The 22,309-nt window shown below is 72.1% G+C and carries 22 protein-coding genes and 1 tRNA gene; 10 read left to right on the top strand and 13 right to left on the bottom strand.

Annotation, left to right across the window (positions count from 1 at the left end):
* Positions 1–3: 3 nt before the first annotated feature.
* Positions 4–1,110: a VWA domain-containing protein gene (locus tag ACWCV3_RS18360; RefSeq protein WP_451224754.1), complete on the top strand. Its 1,107-nt coding sequence runs from the start codon at positions 4–6 to the stop codon at positions 1,108–1,110.
* A 194-nt stretch (positions 1,111–1,304) separates the two neighbouring features.
* Positions 1,305–1,505: a hypothetical protein gene (locus ACWCV3_RS18355; RefSeq protein WP_451224751.1), complete on the top strand. Its 201-nt coding sequence runs from the start codon at positions 1,305–1,307 to the stop codon at positions 1,503–1,505.
* Positions 1,506–1,684: 179 nt separating this feature from the next.
* Here ACWCV3_RS18355 and ACWCV3_RS18350 read toward each other — a convergent pair whose 3' ends face one another.
* Complete coding sequence (locus ACWCV3_RS18350; protein WP_451224748.1) at positions 1,685–2,179, bottom strand: DUF6461 domain-containing protein; 495 nt, start codon at positions 2,177–2,179, stop codon at positions 1,685–1,687.
* Positions 2,180–2,305: 126 nt separating this feature from the next.
* Here ACWCV3_RS18350 and ACWCV3_RS18345 point away from each other — a divergent pair, with 126 nt between their 5' ends.
* The gene (locus ACWCV3_RS18345; protein WP_451224745.1) at positions 2,306–2,890 is read left to right on the top strand and encodes a DUF6461 domain-containing protein; all 585 of its coding nucleotides are present in this window, start codon (positions 2,306–2,308) and stop codon (positions 2,888–2,890) included.
* A gap of 524 nt (positions 2,891–3,414) precedes the next feature.
* Here the strand turns inward: ACWCV3_RS18345 and ACWCV3_RS18340 are convergent.
* The 6 genes from ACWCV3_RS18340 to ACWCV3_RS18315 form a co-directional block, all read right to left on the bottom strand.
* Positions 3,415–3,502 (bottom strand) — tRNA-Leu (locus ACWCV3_RS18340).
* A gap of 110 nt (positions 3,503–3,612) precedes the next feature.
* Complete coding sequence (locus tag ACWCV3_RS18335) at positions 3,613–4,560, bottom strand: beta-ketoacyl-ACP synthase III (protein ID WP_451224742.1); 948 nt, start codon at positions 4,558–4,560, stop codon at positions 3,613–3,615.
* A gap of 188 nt (positions 4,561–4,748) precedes the next feature.
* Entirely contained in the window at positions 4,749–4,877 is a 129-nt protein-coding gene (locus ACWCV3_RS18330; RefSeq protein ID WP_267881266.1) for an MFS transporter small subunit, read from the bottom strand.
* A complete protein-coding gene (locus ACWCV3_RS18325) occupies positions 4,852–6,180 on the bottom strand; it encodes an OFA family MFS transporter (RefSeq protein ID WP_451224738.1) in 1,329 nt (442 codons plus the stop codon). Before ACWCV3_RS18325 ends, ACWCV3_RS18330 begins: the two co-directional genes overlap by 26 nt.
* Positions 6,181–6,302: 122 nt before the next feature.
* A complete protein-coding gene (locus ACWCV3_RS18320) occupies positions 6,303–6,836 on the bottom strand; it encodes an isochorismatase family protein (RefSeq protein ID WP_451224735.1) in 534 nt (177 codons plus the stop codon).
* A 113-nt stretch (positions 6,837–6,949) separates the two neighbouring features.
* On the bottom strand, positions 6,950–7,960 hold the full coding sequence (locus tag ACWCV3_RS18315) for a bile acid:sodium symporter family protein (protein WP_451224897.1): 1,011 nt from the start codon (positions 7,958–7,960) through the stop codon (positions 6,950–6,952).
* Between the two features lie 138 nt (positions 7,961–8,098).
* Here ACWCV3_RS18315 and ACWCV3_RS18310 point away from each other — a divergent pair, with 138 nt between their 5' ends.
* The 4 genes from ACWCV3_RS18310 to ACWCV3_RS18295 all read left to right on the top strand — a co-directional run bounded on the left by ACWCV3_RS18310 (position 8,099) and on the right by ACWCV3_RS18295 (position 12,833).
* Positions 8,099–8,968, top strand: a complete 870-nt coding sequence (locus ACWCV3_RS18310) for a LysR family transcriptional regulator (RefSeq protein ID WP_451224732.1) — start codon at positions 8,099–8,101, stop codon at positions 8,966–8,968.
* 328 nt (positions 8,969–9,296) lie between these two features.
* On the top strand, positions 9,297–11,129 hold the full coding sequence (locus tag ACWCV3_RS18305; RefSeq protein ID WP_451224729.1) for an AMP-dependent synthetase/ligase: 1,833 nt from the start codon (positions 9,297–9,299) through the stop codon (positions 11,127–11,129).
* An 82-nt stretch (positions 11,130–11,211) separates the two neighbouring features.
* Positions 11,212–12,048 carry an aldo/keto reductase gene (locus ACWCV3_RS18300; protein WP_451224726.1) on the top strand — a complete coding sequence of 279 codons (837 nt, stop codon included), beginning with the start codon at positions 11,212–11,214 and terminating at the stop codon, positions 12,046–12,048.
* Positions 12,049–12,143: 95 nt separating this feature from the next.
* Positions 12,144–12,833 carry a glycoside hydrolase family 75 protein gene (locus tag ACWCV3_RS18295; protein WP_451224723.1) on the top strand — a complete coding sequence of 230 codons (690 nt, stop codon included), beginning with the start codon at positions 12,144–12,146 and terminating at the stop codon, positions 12,831–12,833.
* Between the two features lies 1 nt (position 12,834).
* On the opposite strand, the gene ACWCV3_RS18290 is transcribed toward ACWCV3_RS18295, so the two are convergent.
* From ACWCV3_RS18290 to ACWCV3_RS18280, 3 genes are all read right to left on the bottom strand, one after another.
* On the bottom strand, positions 12,835–13,740 hold the full coding sequence (locus tag ACWCV3_RS18290) for a class I SAM-dependent methyltransferase (RefSeq protein WP_451224720.1): 906 nt from the start codon (positions 13,738–13,740) through the stop codon (positions 12,835–12,837).
* A gap of 262 nt (positions 13,741–14,002) precedes the next feature.
* On the bottom strand, positions 14,003–14,746 hold the full coding sequence (locus ACWCV3_RS18285) for a class I SAM-dependent methyltransferase (RefSeq protein WP_451224894.1): 744 nt from the start codon (positions 14,744–14,746) through the stop codon (positions 14,003–14,005).
* Positions 14,747–14,835: 89 nt separating this feature from the next.
* Positions 14,836–15,555 carry a TetR/AcrR family transcriptional regulator gene (locus ACWCV3_RS18280; RefSeq protein ID WP_451224717.1) on the bottom strand — a complete coding sequence of 240 codons (720 nt, stop codon included), beginning with the start codon at positions 15,553–15,555 and terminating at the stop codon, positions 14,836–14,838.
* 102 nt (positions 15,556–15,657) lie between these two features.
* Here ACWCV3_RS18280 and ACWCV3_RS18275 point away from each other — a divergent pair, with 102 nt between their 5' ends.
* Both ACWCV3_RS18275 and ACWCV3_RS18270 read left to right on the top strand, forming a co-directional pair.
* Positions 15,658–17,343, top strand: coding sequence for a CocE/NonD family hydrolase (locus ACWCV3_RS18275; RefSeq protein ID WP_451224714.1), 1,686 nt, complete (start codon positions 15,658–15,660; stop codon positions 17,341–17,343).
* A gap of 66 nt (positions 17,344–17,409) precedes the next feature.
* Positions 17,410–18,273: a helix-turn-helix domain-containing protein gene (locus ACWCV3_RS18270; protein WP_451224711.1), complete on the top strand. Its 864-nt coding sequence runs from the start codon at positions 17,410–17,412 to the stop codon at positions 18,271–18,273.
* 55 nt (positions 18,274–18,328) lie between these two features.
* On the opposite strand, the gene ACWCV3_RS18265 is transcribed toward ACWCV3_RS18270, so the two are convergent.
* The 3 genes from ACWCV3_RS18265 to ACWCV3_RS18255 all read right to left on the bottom strand — a co-directional run bounded on the left by ACWCV3_RS18265 (position 18,329) and on the right by ACWCV3_RS18255 (position 21,451).
* Entirely contained in the window at positions 18,329–18,754 is a 426-nt protein-coding gene (locus tag ACWCV3_RS18265; RefSeq protein ID WP_451224708.1) for an OsmC family protein, read from the bottom strand.
* Between the two features lie 118 nt (positions 18,755–18,872).
* A complete protein-coding gene (locus tag ACWCV3_RS18260) occupies positions 18,873–20,948 on the bottom strand; it encodes a phage holin family protein (protein ID WP_451224705.1) in 2,076 nt (691 codons plus the stop codon).
* 71 nt (positions 20,949–21,019) lie between these two features.
* Positions 21,020–21,451, bottom strand: a complete 432-nt coding sequence (locus tag ACWCV3_RS18255; RefSeq protein WP_451224702.1) for a hypothetical protein — start codon at positions 21,449–21,451, stop codon at positions 21,020–21,022.
* Between the two features lie 83 nt (positions 21,452–21,534).
* Here ACWCV3_RS18255 and ACWCV3_RS18250 point away from each other — a divergent pair, with 83 nt between their 5' ends.
* Positions 21,535–22,308 carry an MBL fold metallo-hydrolase gene (locus tag ACWCV3_RS18250; RefSeq protein ID WP_451224699.1) on the top strand — a complete coding sequence of 258 codons (774 nt, stop codon included), beginning with the start codon at positions 21,535–21,537 and terminating at the stop codon, positions 22,306–22,308.
* The last annotated feature ends 1 nt before the right edge of the window (position 22,309 follow it).

Genomic DNA, 22,309 nt, shown 5'->3' with positions numbered 1-22,309 from the left:
GGGATGGACACGATGAGCGCTACGGTGAAGGACCGGCTCAAGAAGCACTTCGTGAACCACGTCGCTCTCGTCATCGACAAGTCCGGCTCGATGCGAGACCACTCGGAGCAACTCGTCCGCGTGGTCGATGAGTTCGTGAAGGGGCTGGCGGAGGAGTCCGACCGGCTCGGCCACGAGACCCGGATCAGCCTCTACGCCTTCGACCACCTGGTCGAGAACCTTGTGTGGGACATGGACGTCAAGCACCTGCCGTCCATGCGGGGCCTGTACACCGTCGAGAACGGCGCGACGGCACTGATCCAGGCGTCGGTGAAGGCGCTCGACGACCTCGGCCACATATGGGAGGAGTACGGCGAGCACAGCTTCCTCCAGGTCGTCGTCACCGACGGCGAGGAGAACGCCTCCGGCGCCGACACGACGGGCGCGCGCCACGACCAGCTTGCCGACGGCCGTGCCGTCCTGGACACGTGGCGGAGCCGGATCGCCGACAAGATGGACAACCTGCCGGACCACTGGACCTCGGCCATCATGGTGCCGAACTCCCTGGCCAAGCGCACCGCCCAGCAGTACGGCTTCCCGACGGGCAACATCTCGATCTGGGACGCGGACTCGGACCAGGGCGTCGAGGAGGCGATCGGCGTCGTCAAGACGGCCGCCACGAAGTTCCTGCGGGACCGCGAGCAGGGCGTGCGCGGCACCAGGGACCTCTTCGCGATGGGCCAGGACCTCAGCGCGGCGGACGTGAAGTCCAGCCTCCAGGCCCTGGACGCCGGCAAGTACGTCCTGATCCCGGTGGACGGACGGACGTCCATCCGCGACTTCGTCACCAGCGCCGGGCATACGTACCGGACCGGCTGCGCCTTCTACGAGCTGTCCAAGCGCGAGAAGATCCAGGCCAACAAGCAGATCGCCGTGGCGGAGAAGGACCCGGCCACCGGCCGGACGACCGGGAAGGTGTTCACGGGTCCCGCCGCCCGGCAGCTCCTGGGTCTGCCCTCGACGGAGGTCACGGTGACGCCCGGGAGCAACGAGGCCTACACCGTGTTCGTCCAGTCGACCTCGGTCAACCGGAAGCTGGTCCCGGGGACCAGGCTGCTCGTGCTGCTGTAACCGGTCCGACGACCCAGCCGCGTTCCGGCCCGGCGCCGACGTCCCGACCGGCGCGTCGGGACGACACCCCCGGTTGGCCGGGAGGGTGTACCGGCTCCGGGTTCCGGCCGCTGGGCGGACGGCCCCGGACCAAGCCCGATCATGTCAGTGGCGGCACGGCACGCGTTCCCCACGGGTACGGAGTTGGCGCGGGCATGCCCGCGGACGCCGTCGTGGATCAGCGGATCAAGACGGCGTCCCGGTGCGCCGCGCTCGAAGGCGGGCTCTCGGCCGGGGCCCACACGGCGACCGTCGCCGCCACCATCGGGAGCCCCGGGGATGCCTCACCCGCGGCCGTGGCCACCCTGATGGTCGACGTCGCGTTCATCACCCAGCTCCGACTTCGCCCGGCCTAAGACATCTGGGTCCCGTACCAGGTCCCGCTCGACGTGCACGACCCCGATGTTCCGTGGAAGCTGATCCGCGTCACGCTGACGATCAAGAGCGGGAACGGGGCCAACAAGATCGTGACCAACGGTCCCGCCCCCGGTGCGGCCGTTGGTCAAGCGCTTCCAACGGCCCGGTAAGCCGTGCGTCACGGTATGTCGAGTTCCGGCAGGGAGAAGAACGTGGCGATCGCCTGAGCTGTCCGTATGTCGTCGTCGCCCCTGTCGAGCTCCGCGTGCGGTCCGACGACTCCCGCCGTCGTGAGGGCGGACGCCAGCAGGTCGGGCTCTTCACCTGTCCGATGGGCGGGAGTCTCGAAGCTGAATCCACTGATCAAGCGACCATCCCGGTAGTACGTGAACTCGGGACCGTGCGCCTTGGCGACGCACGGCTCCGTGACGAAGACGACGAGCTCGGCACCGGCCGGGCACAACTGCCCGTAACGGGCGGGGTGGTGGTCATCGCTCTCCCAGCCGAGCATGTCGTGCATCACCAGCTGCCAGTCGGCGCCCTTGCCGTACGCGAGTGGCATGCGCTGCGTGGCGAGGAGTCCCCGCGTGACGGCGTCCAAGGACGTGCCCCGGAAGAAGACGACATTGGTCTCCGCGTGATGGCGGAGCGGACCACGTATCCAGTGCTGCATACGGGCACCGTAAGGGGGCCCTCTGACACCTCGTTCGGCCTGGCCGCCGGGAGGCCCGAGGGCGACGGCCCGGGGCAAGGTCTCCGTGCGGGCGGGATGTCAGTGGGATGTGGCAGCATCCGCCGCATGACGAGCACAGGTACGGGCCTCGGCCTCGACATGTTCCGGCACGGGGACTTTCCCTTCTACACCCTGACCTTCGCACGGAACCTGTCCCCCGCTGAACTGCTGACCCGCATGGGGGTGGATCCGGGAACCCTTGCCCTTCGCCATGTGGAGCACCTGTCGAACGACTTGGGTGACGACCTTCTCGACGAGGACGAACCGGTCGTCGTGACCGGCCTCGACGGCTCGTGGGCGTGGGCATGGGAGCAAGGGGGCGTGCACGGACTCGACGAGCGGATCCTGAGCGCCGTCTCCGCGGGCACCGAGGCGACCGTGGTTCACTACAACGACAAGCCCGTACACTGGTTCAAGTACGCGGTCGGAGGCGACCTCCTCGTCGAGTTCCACACCCTTCAGGCGATCGAGCCGACCGGTCAGGACCCGACGAGGCTTGACGACATCATGCGACCGCTTGGCCTCGCTCGTGGTCAAGTCGCACCTCTGTACGGCGTCTTGACGCTGATGGAGACCGCGTTCGGCATCCTCGTGACGGCACCGGGCGACGACGCGCGCTGGAGCGGCAGGCTGCGCCCCCTGCCGGAGTGAATCGCTCGAACGACGGATTCCGAAGGAAGAGGGCCGCCCGGCGTTCGACCACGCGATCGCCGCGGCCCGGGACGGATGGTGAGCTGCCGTGCCGAACGAGGCCAGAGGGAAGACCGCCCTGTGGGGGAAGATTCTGGCAGGGGTCGTCCTCTGCGTTTTCCTGCCCCTAGCCGTGTGGTTCCTGCTCTCTTTTCAGGGAGCGCGCCTTATCCCGTGGTGAGGGATCACTGTTTTCCTCGGCAACCGCTCTCCGTCCGGACGCCGTGCTCGTCAGGTGCCGGTGTCCTCGGCGCCCGTGCCCCCGAGGTCCGGGATTCGACCGGAGGGGTGCAGTTGTCCGAGGTGGGCGTTTTCGACCGGGGCAGATCGAGCCTCCACGCGAGTGACGCACCCCCGCAGCACTCCGCCCCCTCACCGAGCCGATCACGAGGCTCAAGGCCCCAGAAACGACGAAATACCGGTGAGTCACATGACTCGACCGGTAATTCGTGAACGCTTCGGGACGATCTCGTGAACGTCCCTCCTGGTGTCCGAGGGGGGACTTGAACCCCCACGCCCGATAAAGGGCACTAGCACCTCAAGCTAGCGCGTCTGCCATTCCGCCACCCGGACAAGGTGTCTGTCACCTGGCCGGGGGTGTTCCCCGTGGCGACATGGACAACAATACCAAGCTTTCGGAGTGCGTTTCACCTGCGTATCCGTGCCCTCGGCCACCCTTTTGGTCAGGGGCAGCGGATCACCTGGCCGGCGTAGGAGAGGTTGCCGCCGAAGCCGAAGAGGAGGGCCGGGTCGCCGGAGCGGACGCGGCCCTGTTCGATCAGCTTGGAGAGGGCGAGGGGGATGCTCGCGGCGGAGGTGTTGCCGGACTCGGTGACGTCGCGGGCGACGACCGCGTTCACCGCGCCGATCTTCTGCGCCAGCGGCTCGACGATCCGCAGGTTGGCCTGGTGCAGGACGACCGCCGCGAGGTCGGCCGGGGCCACGCCCGCCTTCTCGCAGGCCCGCCGGGCGATCGGCGGGAGCTGGGTGGTGGCCCAGCGGTACACGCTCTGCCCCTCCTGCGCGAACCTCGGCGGCGTGCCCTCGATCCGTACCGCGTTGCCCATCTCCGGCACCGAGCCCCACAGCACCGGCCCGATCCCGGCCTCCTCGCCCGGTGCGCACGCCTCCACCACGGCCGCGCCCGCCCCGTCGCCGACCAGGACGCAGGTGGTGCGGTCGGTCCAGTCGGTGACCTCGGACATCTTGTCCGCGCCGATGACCAGCGCACGCGTCGCGGCGCCCGCCCGTACCGTGTGGTCGGCGGTGGCCAGCGCGTGGGTGAAGCCGGCGCACACCACGTTGACGTCCATCGCGGCCGGATCGGGGATGCCCAGCCGGGCCGCGACCCGGGCGGCGGTGTTCGGGGAACGGTCGATCGCCGTGGAGGTGGCGACCAGCACCAGGTCGATGTCGCCGGGGGCCAGCCCGGCCGTGGCCAGGGCCTTGGCCGCGGCGTGCGCGGCCAGCTCGTCCACCGGCTCGTCGGGGCCCGCGATGTGCCGGGTGCGGATGCCGACCCGGCTGGTGATCCACTCGTCGCTGGTGTCGACCATGCCGGCCAGGTCGTCGTTGGTGAGCACCCTGGCGGGCTGGTAGTGGCCGATCGCGGCGATACGCGAGCCGTGCATGTCGGGAGTCCCCTCGTAGCTGCCGTGGTTGGCGGGACACTCCAGTCTGCGCAGTGACTCACGGGTACGGGGGTACGTGAAGCGACAGGAATCGGGCATCTCAGTTGTCGGCTTCACGCAGACCCCCGTACGCCCGAACTCGGCTCACGGGCTCGGCGCTTCGCTCGCACGTACGGGCGCCGGACACCTCACCCCGTGAACAGCTGCGTCGCCTTCCGCACCAGTTCGTACAGCCCGTAGGCGAGCGGTGCGCCCACCCAGAGCCAGGAGAGGGCGATCAGGGCGCGCCGGTCAGGCGGGCTGCTCTCGCTGGGCATCGGGGGCCTCCTTCGGGGCGGGAACGTGGTGACGGGTGTGGACGGGGCGGATGAGTTCGTTGGCGACGAACCCGACGAGCAGCAGGCCGATCATGATCGAGAACGAGAGGCCGTACAGCGCGGGCCCGTCCTTCCCGGCGGCCTCCTGACGGTCGGCGATCCAGTTGACGATCAGCGGTCCGAGCACACCCGCGGTGGACCAGGCGGTGAGCAGCCGGCCGTGGATGGCGCCGACCTGGTACGTGCCGAAGAGATCCTTCAGATAGGCGGGGACCGTGGCGAAGCCGCCGCCGTAGAAGGAGAGGACGACCAGCGCGCACAGCACGAACAGCGGCTTGGACGTGTCCCCGAACAGAGCCAGGACCAGGTACGTCAGCGCGCCGACGCCCAGGTAGAGCCGGTAGACGTTCTTGCGGCCGATGAGGTCGGAGGTGGACGACCAGCCGATCCGGCCCGCCATGTTTGCCGCCGACAGCAGGGCGACGAAGCCGGCCGCCGCCGAGACGGAGACCGGGGTGGAGCTGTCCGCGAAGAAGTCCGTGATCATCGGGGCGGCCTTCTCCAGGATGCCGATCCCGGCCGTGACGTTGGTGCACAGCACGACCCACAGCAACCAGAACTGCGGGGTGCGCAGCGCGCCGCGGGCCGAGACCTGGACGCCCTGGACCGCGCCCCGGCCGCTCTCCGCGCGCTCGGCCGGCCGCGGTACCCGGACCAGCAGCACCCCGAGTGTCATGAACACGGCGTACGCCAGGCCGTGCACCAGGAACGCCAGCGCGATGCCGGAGTGGTCGGTGCCGAAGGACTCCAGCATCCGCGCCGACCACGGCGAGGCGATCAGGGCGCCGCCGCCGAAGCCCATGATGGCGATGCCGGTGGCCGTGCCGGGCCGGTCCGGGAACCACTTCATCAGGGTGGAGACGGGCGAGATGTAGCCGATGCCGAGGCCGATGCCGCCGACGAACCCGTACCCGAGGACGATCAGCCAGTACTGCTGGGTCTGCGCGCCGAGGGCGGAGACCAGGAACCCGGAGGAGAAGCAGACCAGGGCCACGGTCATCGCCCAGCGCGGGCCGTTGCGCTCGACCAGGGTGCCGCCGAACGCGGCCGACAGCCCGAGCATCACGATCGCCAGCTGGAACGGCAGCGCGCTTTGGGTGCCGTCCAGGTGCAGCGCGGATTCCAGGGGTGGCTTGAACACGCTCCAGGCGTACGCCTGGCCGATGGAGAGGTGGACGGAGAGCGCGGCGGGCGGTACGAGCCAGCGGCTCCAGCCCGGGGGCGCGACAGGGGGGCTGCTCATGGGGCCGGACGGTAGGCCGGGGCGGGTGGGTTGGGAAGGTGGGGCGCGGGGCGTTTGCGGTGAACGGTCGGCTCCATGCGTCGGGCGGTCGGTGCGAGGGCCGCCGGGTGGCCGAAAAGCCCTCAGTCCCCTGCGGCCTCGAAGCCGAGCCGTCCGACCGTGGTGACCGTGCCCAGGCGGGGGAAGTCCGGCCGTACCGACGCGTCGTGCTCGGCGGCCGTGAACGCGGCCGTCGCGTCCTCCACGAAGACCAGCGCGTAGCCCAGGTCGGCGGCGGCGCGGGCGGTGGACTCGACGCCCAGGTTGGTGGCGATGCCGCCGAGTACCAGGGTGTCGATGCCACGGTCCCGCAGCAGTTCGTCCAGCCCCGTTCCCTGGAACGCGCCGATGGTCCGTTTGACCACCTCCAGGTCGCCGTCGTGCCGCAGCCCGGCGACGAGACCGCTGCCGGGCGGTTGTTCGGCGACGGTGGGCCGTTCGACCCGGACGAGTACGACGAGTGCGCCCCGCGCACGGCAGTGTCTCGCCAGTTCCTCGCAGGCGGCCTGCACTTCGGCGCCCTTGCGGGGCTCCAGCGGCAGCGCGACGAGGCGGTCCATGAGGTCGACGAGGACGAGGGCCGTGCGGCGGGGGTCGAGGAGGGGAGCTGCGGTCATGACGGAACGTTAACCCTCGCGAGCTGTCCGTGCCGGAAATCCGGGTCGACGGGTCTGTGAACGAGACGCGTTCGGGCGTCCGGAGCGCCCCGTGAGGATCGGGGGGACAGCCCCTACGGGGCGTCGCGGCCGTCCGGTCTCACGCGCGGTGCGGGGGCCCGGTCCTGCTGGGCCGAAGGCTGCTCGGGGTCGTGGGCGCGGCGTTTGGCGATGACCGCGCAGACCATGAGCTGCATCTGGTGGAAGAGCATCAGGGGCAGTACGGCGAGCGAGGCGTGGGCGCCGAACAGGACGCCTGCCATGGGCAGTCCGGAGGCGAGGGACTTCTTCGACCCGGCGAACTGGATGGCGACGCGGTCGCCCCGGCCGAAGCCGAGCGCCCGGGCGCCGTACCAGGTCAGCGCGAGCATCACGGCGAGCAGTGCGGCCTCCACGAGCAGCAGCGCGCCGAGCCGGGGGGCGCTCACCTGGTGCCAGATGCCCTGGGCCATGCCCTCGCTGAACGCGGTGTAGACGACCAGCAGGATCGAGCCCCGGTCCACCAGTCCGAGCACCTTCCTGTGCCGGGCGACGAAGCCGCCGATCCAGCGCCGCAGGAACTGCCCGGCGAGGAACGGCACCAGCAGTTGCAGCACGATCTTCAGCAGCGAGTCGGTGGAGAAGCCGCCGCCGGAGCCGCCCAGCAGGACGGAGGCGAGCAGCGGGGTGAGGACGATGCCGACGAGGGAGGAGAAGGAGCCGGCGCAGATGGCGGCGGGGATGTTGCCGCGCGCGATGGAGGTGAAGGCGATGGAGGACTGGATGGTCGACGGGACCAGGGTGAGGAACAGCAGGCCCTGGTAGAGCGGCTGGGTCAGCAGCGCGGGGACCAGTGCGCGCGCGGCCAGCCCGAGCAGCGGGAAGACGACGAAGGTGCAGGCCAGGACGGTGAGGTGGAGCCGCCAGTGACGCAGTCCGTCCATCGCCTCGCGGGTGGAGAGGCGGGCGCCGTAGAGGAAGAACAGGAACGCGATGGCGGCCGTGGAGGCACCGGAGGCCACGTCGGCGGCGACGCCCCGCGCGGGCAGCAGCGCGGCCAGGCCCACCGTGCCGAGGAGCAGCACGATGTAGGGGTCGATGGGCAGCCGGCGCTTCACGGGGCTCCGTAGCGTGTCGGTGGGGGCGGACGATCTCCATCGTGCCCGGTCCGCGCCGATCACGGAATCCGGCATACCGCTCTGACTGCGATCGCGATCCGTGATGACCGGGCTACCCTGGCTTCCGTGTACGACCCCACGCACCTGCGTACCTTCCTCGCGGTGTCGCAGACGCTCAGCTTCACGCAGGCCGCGCGGCGGCTGGGGCTGCGGCAGTCCACGGTGAGCCAGCACGTACGCCGGCTGGAGGAGGCGGCGGGCCGCCAGCTGTTCGCGCGGGACACCCACTCGGTGGAGCTGACCGGCGACGGCGAGGCGATGCTCGGGTTCGCGCGGCGGCTTCTGGAGGTGCAGGAGCAGGCCTCGGCGTATTTCTCCGGTCCGCGCGTACGAGGGCGGCTGCGGTTCGGCGCCTCGGAGGACTTCGTCCTGACCCGCCTCCCGGAGATCCTGGAGGGCTTCCGCTACGACCATCCCGAGGTCGACCTCGAACTCACGGTGGAGCTGTCCGGCACCCTCCACGAGCGCCTGGCCGAGGGCAGGCTCGACCTCGTCCTCGCCAAGCGCCGCCCCGAGGACCCGCGCGGCCGCCTGGTGTGGCGTGACGACCTGGTCTGGATCGGCACCGACCGCCTCCGCCTCGACCCCGACCGCCCCGTCCCCCTGATCGTCTACCCCCCGCCCGGCATCACCCGCGCCCGCGCCCTGGAGGTCCTCGAGTCCCAGTCCCGCCCCTACCGGATCATCTGCACCAGCACCAGCCTGAACGGCCTCGTCGCCGCCGCGCGAGCGGGCCTCGGCGTGATGGCCCACTCCCGCCACCTGATCCCCCCGGGACTGACGCGTGTCCCGGACCGGGCCGGACTGCCCGACCTGGGGACGGTCGACTTCACCCTGACCCACGCCCGGACGAGGGGCACGACGGAGGACGCGGCGAACGCCCTGGCGGCGGCGATCCTGGCGGGCGGGGAGCGGTTGCGGCGGCGGGGCGGCTGAGAGGACGGCAGGGGGCGATGGCGCATTTCCCCCCTGCCCCCTTGCCGCGGTGACCGGCGCCCTCCCCGGCCCCTGTCCGCCGCGCCCCACCCCGTGACCGGCCCGTACAGATTCGGTGGAGATTACGACCGGGGTACGTACCGGCCCGTCAGTATCGTGTCCGTCCCTTCCGCATGTGCGGGGATTTTCCGGGTGGCGGGCGTGAGGTACGCGAGGTTTGGCCGGTTTCCGAACCCCTCCCATCCGGCCATTCGGTGGGGTAGCTTTCACGGCGCTGTGCGGAGCGTCGCGGGTCCGTGACAAAGGAGCGAGCAAGGGGGAGCGAGGTTTGCGCGAGTTCACCAGCCCTGTGACGGAGACGGAGTCGGAGCCGCCGGTGGGCGGCCTGGCCGACACCGTCTTCGACAACGCGCGCACCGACCCGCTGCACATCGCCCTCGGCCGCAAGGACCCCCGCGGGCAGTGGCGGGACGTGACCGCCGCCGAGTTCCGTGACGAGGTCGTCGCGCTCGCCAAGGGCCTGCTCGCCCAGGGTGTCCGCTTCGGCGACCGGGTCGCCATCATGTCCCGCACCCGCTACGAGTGGACCCTCTTCGACTTCGCGCTGTGGGCGATCGGTGCCCAGGTGGTGCCCGTCTACCCGACCTCCTCCGCCGAGCAGTGCTTCTGGATGCTGCACGACGCCGAGGTGACCTCCGCCGTGGTGGAGCACGAGGACCACGCGATGACGATCGCCACGGTCATCGACCGCCTTCCCCGCCTGCGCCGGCTCTGGCAGCTCGACGCGAACTGCGTACGGGAGCTGTACGACGCCGGGGCGCACCTGGACGACGAGGTGGTGCACCGGCACCGTGAGGCGGTCACCCCGGACTCGACCGCCACCATCATCTACACCTCGGGCACCACCGGCCGCCCCAAGGGCTGCGTCCTCTCGCACGGCAACTTCATGTTCGAGGCGGACACGGTGATCCGTCGCTGGGAGTCGGTGTTCCACTCCAAGAAGGGCGACGAGGCGTCCACCCTGCTGTTCCTGCCGCTGGCGCACGTCTTCGGCCGCATGGTGGAGGTCGCCGCGCTCAGGGGCCGGGTCCGCTTCGGCCACCAGCCGCAGCTGCACGCGGCCGCCCTGCTGCCGGACCTCGCCGCGTTCCGGCCGACGTTCATCCTGGCGGTGCCGTACATCTTCGAGAAGGTGTTCAACTCGGCCCGTCGCAAGGCGGAGAAGGACGGCAAGGGGACGCCCTTCGAGAAGGCGGTCGACGTGGCCGTGAAGTACGCCGACGCCCTGGAGGCCAAGGCGTGGGGGCTGGGCCCCGGGCCCTCGGCGGGCCTGAGGATGCAGCACCAGCTCTTCGACAAGCTGGTGTACTCCAAGGTCCGCGCGGCGATGGGCGGCCGCATCCGCAACGCCATGTCGGGCGGCTCGGCGATGGACCGCCGCCTGGGCCTGTTCTTCGCGGGAGCCGGCGTCCAGATCTACGAGGGCTACGGCCTGACCGAGTCCACCGCCGCCGCCACCGCCAACCCGCCCGAGCGCACCCGCTACGGCACCGTCGGGCAGGCAGTCCCCGGTGTGACGGTGCACGTCGCCGAGGACGGCGAGGTCTGGCTGCACGGCGGGAACATCTTCCAGGGCTACCTCAACAACCCCAAGGCGACCGACGAGACCCTGCACGACGGCTGGCTCGCCACCGGCGACCTGGGGTCGCTGGACGAGGACGGCTATCTGACCATCACCGGCCGCAAGAAGGAGATCCTGGTGACCTCCGGCGGCAAGAGCGTCTCCCCCGGTGTGCTGGAGGAGCGGGTGCGGGACCATCCGCTGGTGAGCCAGTGCATCGTCGTCGGCAACGACCGCCCCTACATCGCCGCGCTGGTCACCCTGGACCAGGACGCCGTCGACCACTGGCTCCAGATGCGCGGCAAGGCCCGCCCCGCCCCGGCCGAGCTGGTGCGCGACGCCGACCTCGAGACGGAGGTGCGCCGGGCGGTGGTCGCGGCGAACACGCTGGTGTCGCAGGCCGAGTCGATCCGTACGTTCCGCATCCTGGCCCAGCCGTTCACCGAGGAGCACGGGCTGCTGACGCCGTCGCTGAAGCTGAAGCGGAAGGCGATCGAGAAGGCGTACGAGCACGAGGTGGAGGCTCTCTACCGGTCCTGATCGCGCCCTCAGGAATGCGGAGCGTTCCGTGATCGTTCACGATGGACGTAGCACCTGTCCACAACCGAAGGATCACAGCCTCGTGAGCAGCAAGGTCCCCCCGATCATCCTCAACAACGGTGTCGAGATGCCCCAGCTCGGCTTCGGCGTCTGGCAGGTCCCGGACGACGAGGCGGAGCGCGCGGTCGCCACGGCGCTGGAGACCGGGTACCGCAGCATCGACACCGCGGCGATCTACGGCAACGAAGAGGGCACCGGCAAGGCCATCGCCGCGTCCGGCGTGTCCCGCGAGGACCTCTTCGTCACCACCAAGCTCTGGAACAGCGACCAGGGGTACGACTCCACCCTGCGGGCCTTCGACGCGTCGATGGGGAAGCTCGGTCTCGACTACCTCGACCTCTACCTGATCCACTGGCCGCTGCCCGCGCGGGACAACTACCTCGACACCTACCGGGCGTTCGAGAAGCTGTACTCCGACGGCCGCATCCGCGCGATCGGTGTGTCCAACTTCCTGCCCGAGCACCTGGAGCGGCTGATCGCGGAGACGTCCGTCGTCCCGGCGGTCAACCAGATCGAGCTGCACCCGCAGCTCCAGCAGGGCGCGGCGCGGGAGTTCAACGCCGCGCAGGGCATCGCCACCGAGGCGTGGTCCCCGCTCGGCCAGGGCAAGGGCCTGCTGGAGGTCCCGGCGATCGTCGCCATCGCCCGGAAGCACGAGCGTACGCCGGCGCAGATCGTGCTCCGCTGGCACGTCCAGCTCGGCAACATCGTCATCCCGAAGTCCGTGACGCCGTCGCGGATCAAGGAGAACATCGAGGTGTTCGACTTCAGCCTGGACGACGAGGATCTCGCCGCCATCAGCGCGCTGAACGAGGACAAGAGGCTGGGTTCCGACCCGGCCACGTTCGACGTGGTCTGATAGCCGTACGCCCACAGGGCCGTCCGCCTCCGCGACGGGGCAGGGCGGCCCTGTGCGCTACGCCGAGCTTTCGCCGACCGAAGGGCCACCGCGCCGTGCGTCTTCGTCCTCTGGGTCTCGCCACCGCCGCCGGGACCGTCCTGCTCTGCGCCACGGCCCTGGCCGCCGCCCGCGGTGACTCCCCCGGGCGGGCGCGGGAGGGCTCGGTCCCCGCGGCCGACCTGCTGGCGAAGGTACGGACGTGCGACCGGATCTCCGACGGCCTGTACCGCACCGACGCCGAGAGCGCCCCGTCCGTACCGGTGTGCGGACTGAAGGGCGCGGTGTCCTGGCAGGCGGACCTGGACGTGGACTGCGACGGGCAGCGCACAACCCACTGCAACGAGGACCGCGACCCCTGGTACCAGGACGACACCGCCTTCCACCAGTCCGACGGCAAGCCCCTGCGCGCCGACACGCTGCCGTACGTGGTCGTACCCGGCGGGAGCGCCCTGTGGGACGCCGCGGCGGCCGGGATCACGGGCGGCGCGGTGGTGGCCGTCATCCACGGCGACCGGGTCGAGTACGCCGTCGTCGGGGACACCGGCCCGAAGGAGATCATCGGCGAGGCGTCGTACGCCACCGCCGAGGCTCTGGGCATCGACCCGGACCCGGCGACCGGGGGCGCCGAGTCGGGGGTGACGTACATCGTGTTCGGGGACTCGCGGGTCTCCCCGATCGAGAGCCACGGCGCGGCGGTCGAACTGGGCGACCGGCTGGCGCGGCAGTTCCTCGCGGAGAACTGATTCAGCGGGGGCGTACGGCCGTGTGGACGGTGTACGCGTCCAGCACGAACAGGTCGGGCCGGTGGTACAGGCTCTGCGGGTCGGCACGGTCGAGGAGGCGGTCCACGGTGGCGCGGTCGTCGGCGTCCAGGACGTCGCCGAGGCCGTCGCGCAGCCGGGTGAGGTGGGCGGCGGCGTGGTCGCGGGCGGCCTCGTCGGCGGGGGCGGGGAGGTCCAGCAGGAAGGTGCGGGTCCGGGTGGGCTTCAGGCCGGCCGCGGTGAGCAGGGCGGGCCAGTCCTCGGTCTCGGCGACCGCGCCGGGCAGCTCGGCCCGCATCCGGCTGAACCACTCCTCCTCGGCCGCGCTGAGCCGGGACTGGAGGCCGGGGCGGCCGATGCCGATGTCGCGGGGCAGGTAGCGGGCGGGGAGCCCGCCCTCCAGGAGGGCGAGCGTGCCGCCGGGGGCGAGCCGCTTGGCGAACGCGGCGAGTCCGGCCCGCTGGTCCCCGAGATGGTGCAGGCTGCGGCTGGCCCACAGCAGATCGGCCGGGAAATCCAGCTCGTCCAGTGCGTCCGGCAGTTCGCCGGTGACGGTGGAGAAGCGGGCGTCCACGCCGAGACGGGCGGCGCGAGCGCGGGCGCGCTGCAGCAGAGGTCCGCTGCCGTCGACGGCGGTGACCCGGGCGCCGGGGAACTCCTCGGCGAACAGGCAGGCGACGACGCCGGGGCCGCTGCCCGCGTCCACGACGAGGCCGGGCGCGGGAGTCGCCTCGGCGAGCCAGGCCATCGCCTCCCGGTACAGCGGGGCGAGCAGCTCCGCCTGGGACTCCAGCACCGGGCCCATCTCGGCCCAGTCGATGTCGGTCTGATGCCCGTGCCCGTGTGCGTGGCCGTGCCCGGCGGGTGCGTGGTGATGGTCGTGCGCCATGCTGGTCAGCCTCTCTTCCCCGGCTCTGCTCCGGCTGCGCCCAGCGTGCGACGGGGCGGGAGCCGACGGCAAGCACTGTTGCCGTTACGGCAAGCCCGTGGGTGAGGCGGAACGGTTCAGCGCCGGTCCGCGTACCACGGCCGGGTCCTGCACGCACTGGGCGTACGCCGGTCCCGTTTCCTCGCCGACGTACGGGCGTCGTCCCGCCCCATGGTGGCGGCGATGCCGAACCGGCGCCCCAAGGTGTGGCCGGACACCACCCCTACTCGGATCTCCGGTAGGCGTGCAGGGTGAAGACGGGGTCCGCGCGGGGCCGGTCCTGGTCGGGCAGCCGGGCCAGCCGCTCGGCGTACTCCTCGGTACGCGCCTCACCGGGCGGCAGCAGGGTGAACCAGCCCCGCCGCAGGTCCGTGATGGTCCGGCGCGGACTGCGCCCCTGCCCGATCCCGGTGAACCGCGCCTGACCGATCCTCACCATCCCGGCCCCGGCTGCGTACGCGTCCACCTTGGCCGGGTCGTCGGAGGCTTCCCGCCGGGGACGCGGCCCCAGCACGCCGTCGATGTCGCTGCCGACATCGTGCGCCCTCGCCTTGTCGACAGTGGTCACATAGGTCCCGCCCGGCCGCAACACCCGCGCGCACTCCCCGAGCACGGCCCGCAGGTCGGCGGGATCGTCCATCAGATGCAGCAGCCAGACACTGGTGACGGCGTCGAACACGCCCTCGGGAAAGGGCAGTCGCCGGCTGTCGGCACACACCACGGTCCCGGGCGTCCGAGTGGCGGCCTTCTCCACCATGGCGGGTGTGAGATCCACCCCGGCCACCCGCAGCCCGGGCCGGCCCTCGGCCAGCCGGCGGGTGACGATGCCGGTGCCGCAGCCGTTGTCCAGCAGACGCCCTTCGCGGTCCGGTATCAGACCGAGGACGGCGTCGGCTGCGGCACGGGCACGGGGCTCGCCGCCACGGAGGTGGTCGTAGGACTCGGCTTCCTTGTCGTAGTCGAGCACGGACTTTAGGATGCCCGCACTCGTGCAGGCCATGTCCGTTTCGTATAAGGAGAGTTCATGGTTTCCGACGCAGATTCCCCCGGTCCGGATCAGTCGGTGTCCAGCCCGTCGATCAGGCGGTTGAGGAAGCGGCTGAAGGTGGCGCCGGCGTCGGTGGGGCGACGGGGAGCGGAGAGGGCTTCGGCGAGTTCGGGGTGCCGGCCGTCCTTGGCGATCGCGGCGAGGTAACGGGCTTCGGAGGCGGCCCGTTCGGAGGACCGGGTGGCCTCGTTCTGGGCGAGTTCATGACGGACGTGTCCGGCAACAAAGGCCGTGAGCTGGGCGAAGACCTCCATCCGGGCGGCGGCGTCGAGGCCGGAGGGACGCAGGGCGACCAGGGCGTGCTCGAGGAAGGCCAGGACGTGCGGGCCGGGGGTGCGGCGCGTGGACAGGGCGGCGGGGAGCCAGGGGTGGCGCAGCATGTGGTCGCGCTGAAGGTGGGCGATGGTCCTGAGGTCGGTCCGCCAGTCGCCGGTGAGCGGGCCGGACGTGGGCAGCTCGGCACTGACGTGGTCGACCATCAGCTCCAGCAGCGTCTCCTTGTCGGGGGCGTAGCTGTAGAGCGACATGACCCCGGCCCCCACCGCGGCCGCGACCCGCCGCATGCTGACCGCGTCGAGTCCCTCCGTGTCCGCCAGCGCGACGGCCGCCCCGGTGATCGCGTCCCGGCTGAAGGAGGGCTTGCGGCCCCTGCGGGGCTCGGCGGGTCGCAGCCACAGCCGCTCGGGATCGACACCCGCCACTCCCCCGGCCTCCTCTTCCCGAGCCACGCTCCAGCACCCCCTTCTCCGATCCACCGGTGGTCGGCCCTTGCCAGGACCATCCAAGCATCCCTTATTCTCGTACACCGTACGGGATACAGGAGGGGAACCATGTCGTCCCGAAAGCCACCGCTGTCCGCCCGCCTGATGCGCGCCGCTTGGCGGGGCCTGCCCGAGAAGCAGTACGACGTCGGCCGGGAGCCGGGACTGGCGGTGCCCGGCGGCGACGGCAGCACGCTGCTCACCGACCACTACTTCCCGCGCGCCGAGGGCGACTTCCCCACCCTTCTGGTCCGCTCCCCCTACGGCCGGGGTCTGCCCTGGTCCGCGATGTACGGCCTGCTCTTCGCCGAGCAGGGTTTCCATGTGGTCCTCCAGAGCTGCCGGGGCACGGGCGGCTCCGGCGGCGCGTTCCATCTGTGGCGCAACGAGGCCGCCGACGGCCTGGCCACCGTGGCGTGGCTGCGCGAACAGCTCTGGTTCGACGGAAGACTGGGCACACTCGGCCCCAGCTACCTGGGCTATGTGCAGTGGGCCCTCGCCCAGGACCCGCCACCGGAGCTGAAGGCGATGGTCGTCCAAGTGGGCCTGCACGACCCGTATGCCCTCTTCCACACGGGCGGCGGCGCGATGCGCCTGGAGAACGCCCTGGTGGTCGGCCTCGGCATGAGCCACCAGCACCGGGGCGTGGCCGCCTTCACGCTGGCCGGTTGGCGCCTGCGGCGCCAACTGCGAGCCGTCACGATGGCCGCGCCGCTGCGGGGTGCGTACACCTCTGCGCTCGGCAGACAAGTGCCCTGGCTGGACGAGGCTTTGGCCCACTCGGACGCCGAGGACCCGTACTGGGACGGCGCGTTCGTGGCTCCGCCGGAGAACCACCGCGTCCCCACCTGCCTGATCACCGGATGGCACGACGCGCTGGCCGACCAGACCTTCGAGCAGTACGCACGGCTGCGCCGGGCCGGGTGCGAGACCTCTCTGCTCGTCGGCCCCTGGACCCATTTCTCCGCGCTCCAGCAGGGCTGGCCCGAGGTGTTCACGGAGAGCCTCGCCTGGCTGCGCGCCCACATGTGTGCCGATCCCACCGGGCTGCGCCCGACAACGGTGCGCGTACACATGGGCGGTGAGCACACGGGCGGTGAGCACGTGGACGGGAACCGTATGTGGCGGGACCTCACCGATTGGCCGCCCGCCACGGAGCCCACCTCCTGCTATCCCACCGCAGACGGCCGCCTCACCTTGCAGCCGTCCACCGGCTCGGCCGCGCCGGCCACTTTCCGCCACGACCCCGCCGACCCCACCCCGGCCGTGGGCGGCCCGCTCCTCTCCCCCGGCGCCGGCCCCCGCGACAACCGCGCGCTGGAGGCCCGTAGCGACGTGGTGACGTTCACCGGGCCCGTGCTCTGCGAGCCTCTCGATGTTCTCGGCCCGGTCACCGCCCGGCTGACCGTCTCCACGGACACCGGTCACGCCGACGTCTTCACGCGCCTGTGCGACGTGGACCCCGAAGGCCGTTCGGTCAACGTGTGCGACGGTCTGGGCACCGTCGACGCCTCCCCCGGCGCCGCCACCCGCCTCACCGTCCCGATGGGCACCACCGCTCACCGCTTCGCCCCCGGCCACCGCTTCCGCTGGCAGATCAGCGCCGGCGCCCACCCCCGGTACGCCCGCAACCCCGGCACCGGCGAGCATCCGACGGACGCGGCCACCTTCGTCCCCGTACGTCTCACCCTTCACGCCGACTCCGCCCTGACCCTCCCCCGCTCGCCCGGCTCCCCTCCTCCGGTGGCTGATTGATCCCCCGTGTGCGAAGAACCCTCGCGTGGCAAACTGCCCGTGTGGAGCCGTGGGGAGGGGGCCGGGGTGAGTGAGCGGCGGGCCGCGCCCACGGTGGGGCAGGTGGTGCTCGGGCGGCGGTTGCAGGAGCTGCGGGAGACGGCCGGGCTGAGCCGGGACGAGGCGGCGCGGGTGCTCCGGGTGGCCTCGGCGACCGTACGGCGGATGGAGACGGCCGAGGTCGCGCTGAAGATCCCGTACGTGCAGGCGCTGCTGGCCGCCTACGGGGTGGACGAGGAGGAGGCCGGCGCGTTCGTGCGGCTGTCCGAGGAGGCCAACCAGCCGGACTGGTGGCATCGCTTCCACGACGTGCTGCCGGACTGGTTCAGCCTGTACGTGAGCCTGGAGGGCGCCGCCCGCCTGATCCGCTCCTACGAGCCCCACTTCGTCCCCGGCCTGCTCCAGACCGAGGCGTACGCGCGGGCGGTGCTGGAGGCCGGGACCATAGGGCAGCACGGCGCGGAGACGGTGGAGCGGCACGTGGCGCTGCGCCTGGAGCGGCAGCGGCTGCTGGATGGGGAGGACGCCCCGCACCTGTGGTTCGTGATGGACGAGACGGTGCTGCGGCGGCCGGTGAGCACGCGGTCCGAGGTGATGCGCGACCAGCTGGACCGGCTGCTGGAGTACGCCGACCGGGACCGGATCACCCTGCAGCTCGCGGAGTTCGCGGCCGGCCCGCATCCGGGGACGTACGCCCCCTTCACGCTGTTCCGGTTCGCCGAACGGGAGCTGCCGGACATGGTGTTCACCGAGTATCTGACCGGCGCGCTCTACCTCGACTCGCGCGAGGAGGTGGCCACGCACCTCGAGGTGCTGGACCACATGACGGCGCGGGCGGCCTCCGCGCGGCGCACCCAGAAGCTGCTGCGGGAGTTCCGCGAGAGCATGTGACCGGTGCCGCGCCCGTGACGCGGCACCGGAGGCCCGCGGAAGCGGGCGACAGGCTTCAGGCCAGCTCGGCCGTGAGGCTGATGTCGGTGCCGGTCAGCGCCTGGCTGACCGGGCAGTTCTTCTTGGCGTCCTCGGCGGCCGCGCGGAAGCCCTCCGCGTCCAGACCGGGGACCTCCCCGCGCACGGTGAGGTGGATGCCGGTGATGCCCTCGCCGGGCTGGAAGGTGACGTCGGCCTTGGTCTCCAGCCGGGTGGGCGGGGTGCCGGCGCCGGTCAGGCCGTGCGAGAGGGCCATGGAGAAGCAGCTGGAGTGGGCGGCGGCGATCAGCTCCTCGGGGCTGGTACGGCCGTTCGCCTGCTCGGCGCGCGACGGCCACGACACCGGCTGGGAGCCGATGCCGGAGGACTCGAACGTGACGGTGCCGCTGCCCGACAGCAGTTCGCCTTCCCAGACCGTGTGTGCGGTGCGCGTGGTAGCCACGGTGGTTCCTTTCGCGGGTGTGTGCGTGTTCGGGGTCCTGGTGCCCCGTACCCCGTACCCCGTACCCCCATCCGATCACATCCGGGGCCACGGCACCGTGAGGACCGGTCCGCGGGCCTCAGGCCACCCGGCGCGCGGAATCGGCGTCGGCGTCGGCGTCGAGCGGCACCTGGGGGCCGTTCAACTCCCCGAGCCAGCGGCGCAGTACGCCGTGCACCCGCTCGGCGCCGGTCAGTGCCTCGCCGTCCTCACCGGGCGCGGAGAGGGTGAGCGGGGAGAGCAGGAACGGGCGGGACTGGGCGCCGCCGAGGCCCCCGTGGGAGCCGATCTGCTCCTCGAAGGCGTGGATCTGCCCGGTGGCCGGGTCGTGCCAGGAGTTGACCATGATGTCGGCGGTGTGCGGGAAGGCGTGCGTCCGGCGTACGGCGTCGACGGCGCCCGGGCCGAAGCGGGCCAGCGGCCCCGGCCGCTCGTCCAGCTCGGCCAGCGGGATCTCGGTGCCGCCGGGGCCGAGGACCACGCCGTCGTGCTCGGCGCTGCGGACCAGCAGGAAGCCGATGCCGGGGTGGTCGGCGAGGGTGGGGAGCAGCGCCGGGTGGCGGGCGTCGATCTCCTCCTTGGTCATCCGGTGCGGTACGTCCGGGAAGGAGACCAGGCCGAGGTTGCCGGAGGCGAGCACGACGGGCTCGGAGCGCGGCGCGGGCAGGCTCTCCAGGTCGCCCCGGCCCAGTGCGGCGCGTACGGCCGCGCGGGCCTCGGCGCCGCTCGGGGTATGTCCGGCGCCGCGCGGCACGGGCAGTCCGCTGCCGGCGCGGACGAGGTCGGTGAGGGTGAGGCCGTAGCGGGAGCGGAAGGTTTCGCCGGGGCTCTGGCCGTGGTCGGAGAGGACGACCAGGCGGTAGGGGCGCGGGGCGTGCTCGGCGGCCTTCTCGATGAGGGCGAGGGAGCGGTCGAGGCGCTTGAGGACCTGGCGGGCGTCGCGGCTGTCGGGGCCGGAGTGGTGGGCGACCTCGTCGTAGGCGACCAGGTCGGCGTAGACGGCGGTGCGCCCGGCGAGCAGGTCGCCCATCACGGCGGCGACCACCACGTCCCGTTCGACGACGGTGGCGAAGGCGCGGACGAACGGGTAGAGGCCGCCCCGGCCGACCCGCGGGTGCGCCCCGGCGAACCGGGCCCGGGTGGACTGGCCGATCTCCCGGCCGATCTCGGCGAAGAAGGACAGCGCGGTGCGCACCGCGTTGGCCGGGTCGGAGAAGTAGGCGAAGTACCCGGCGCGGGAACGGTTCTCCCGGCCTCGCCGGCGGGTGGCGATGGACAGCACCAGGGCCTGCTCCCCCGCGCCGCCGCTGAACAGGTTGCCCCGGCTGGCGCCGTCGACGGCGAGGAGCCCTGCCTCGCCGGTACGGGCCGTGGCACGGCGCTGCAGCTCGGCGGCGCAGGCGGGCCGGTTGCAGACCATGACCTCCCCGCGGTCCTTCTCGTACCAGCGGAAGGCGGGCACGTCGTAGGTGCTGCCGTGCAGGATGCCGAGCTGGCTGGCGCCGGTCTGGCTGGACCAGTCGGTGCGCCAGGCGGTGAGCCGGTGGGTGGGCGGGATGATGCCGTCGGTGGCCAGCCAGCGGGCGACCGTGGGCATCAGGCCGTCGCGGACGGCGGCGGTGAGCACGTCGTGGCCGACGCCGTCGAGCTGGACGCAGACCAGGCCGGGGGTGCTCGCGCAGGGCAGGGCGGCTCTGCGGCGCCGGTCGGCCAGCCGCAGCAGCCGGCGCCGGTAGGCGTCGTCGTCGCGTACCGCGAGCGCGCCCCCGGTCGCGGAGGCGACGGCGGACATCACGGCGGCGACGATGACGGCGGTCTCGGGCGCCACCTCGCCCCGCCCGGAAGGGTTGACGCGCAGGGCGAGCAGCAGCAGGGAGCCGTTGAGGAAGAAGACCAGCAGGCCGAGGAAGAGCGCGGGCACCAGCAGCAGCATCCGCACCAGCACCGGCCAGACGAGCGCCGACAGCAGACCGAACGCCCCCGCGCCGCAGGCGGCGGTGACGGCGATCCGGGTGGCGCTGTCGCCGTCGGGCGACTGGAGCCGGAAGTCGGGGAGGAGACCGGCGAGGAGGAGCATGGTGAGAGTGGAGACCGCCCACACCGTGACGCTCCGGCCGATCTGACCGGCGACCCGTCGCCACCCCACGCCCCGCACACCTCACGTTCCGGCCCGCCCCGCGGGGCCTGCCCCCACCTTGTCATACCGGGTGGAGGCGCCGGGACGGGCTATTTGCCGTCGTACCCGGCCGTGGGCATGGACAGCCGCCGGTGCACGCGCGCCTTCATCCGGGCGTCGTACGCGGGTTCGGCGCTGCCGACGGTCTCCACGCGGACCCCGCGCCGGGCGCACTCGGCGGTGAACTCCTCCACCGAGGACAGCGCGCGCTCCAGCACGCGTCTGCTGGGGGCGACGAAGACGTCCTCGCCGGCACGTACGCCGTCCCACAGGGCGCCGTGGTCGAAGCGCAGGCCGCCGACGAGGAGTTCGCGGGTGACCACGAGGCCCTGCTCGGCGGCCCAGCGGGCGCACATGGCGTGCTGGCTGCGGGAGTCGACCAGGAAGGGGTCGGCCTCCAGTTCCTCCAGCGGGGTCAGGCTGGCGATGGCGGTGATCCGTACCGTCGCAAGCGCGGCCGGGGCACCCCGTGACGGTCCCATGGCGTCCCCTCACCTCCGGGTTTCGCCGCCGACCCTACCGCTGCCCGTAGGCTTCGGGGGAGTCGCGCGCGGAGGTGAGGTTGGTGCCGGTGGAGGTCACCTGGTGGGGTCACGCAACCTGCACGATCGAGGACTCGGACACCCGGGTGCTCACCGATCCCCTGTTCGCCTCCCGGCTGGCGCATCTGCGCCGCCGCCGGGGCGCCCCGCCGCCCGCCGGGGCACGCCGCGCCGACGCCGTGCTCGTCTCGCATCTGCACGCCGACCATCTGCACCTGCCCTCGCTCGCGCAGTTGGCGCCGGGCACACGGGTGCTGGTGCCGCGGGGCGCGCCGCGCGCGGTGCCCGGACTGCGCCGGCTGCGGGGTCTGGATCTGACCGAGGTGGTGCCCGGCGACGAGGTGCGGCTCGGGGAACTGCGCGTCAGGGTGGTGCCCGCGCTGCACGACGGACGGCGGCTGCCGTTCGGCCCGCACCGTGTTCCCGCGCTGGGTTACGTCGTGGAGGGCGAGGCGCGCACCTACTTCGCCGGGGACACCGCGCTGTTCGACGCGATGGCCGACGAGGTCGGCCCGGTGGACGTGGCGCTGCTGCCGGTGGGCGGCTGGGGGCCGTACCTCGGCGAGGGGCATCTGGACGCGGGCCGGGCGGCGCGGGCGCTGGCCCGGCTGGCACCGGGCTGGGCGGTGCCGGTGCACTACGGCACGTACTGGCCGATCGGGATGGACGCGGTGCGCCCGCACGAGTTCCACGCGCCGGGCGAGGAGTTCGTGCGCCAGGCGGCCGAGGCGGCACCGAAGGTGACCGTGCACCGGCTGGGACACGGCGAGGGAGTACGGCTGGAGGTCGGACGGTGAG

The organism is Streptomyces sp. NPDC001781 (genome assembly GCF_053596035.1).
The sequence above is the reverse complement of the archived record's forward strand: the minus strand, read 5'-3'. Positions and strand labels throughout refer to the sequence as shown.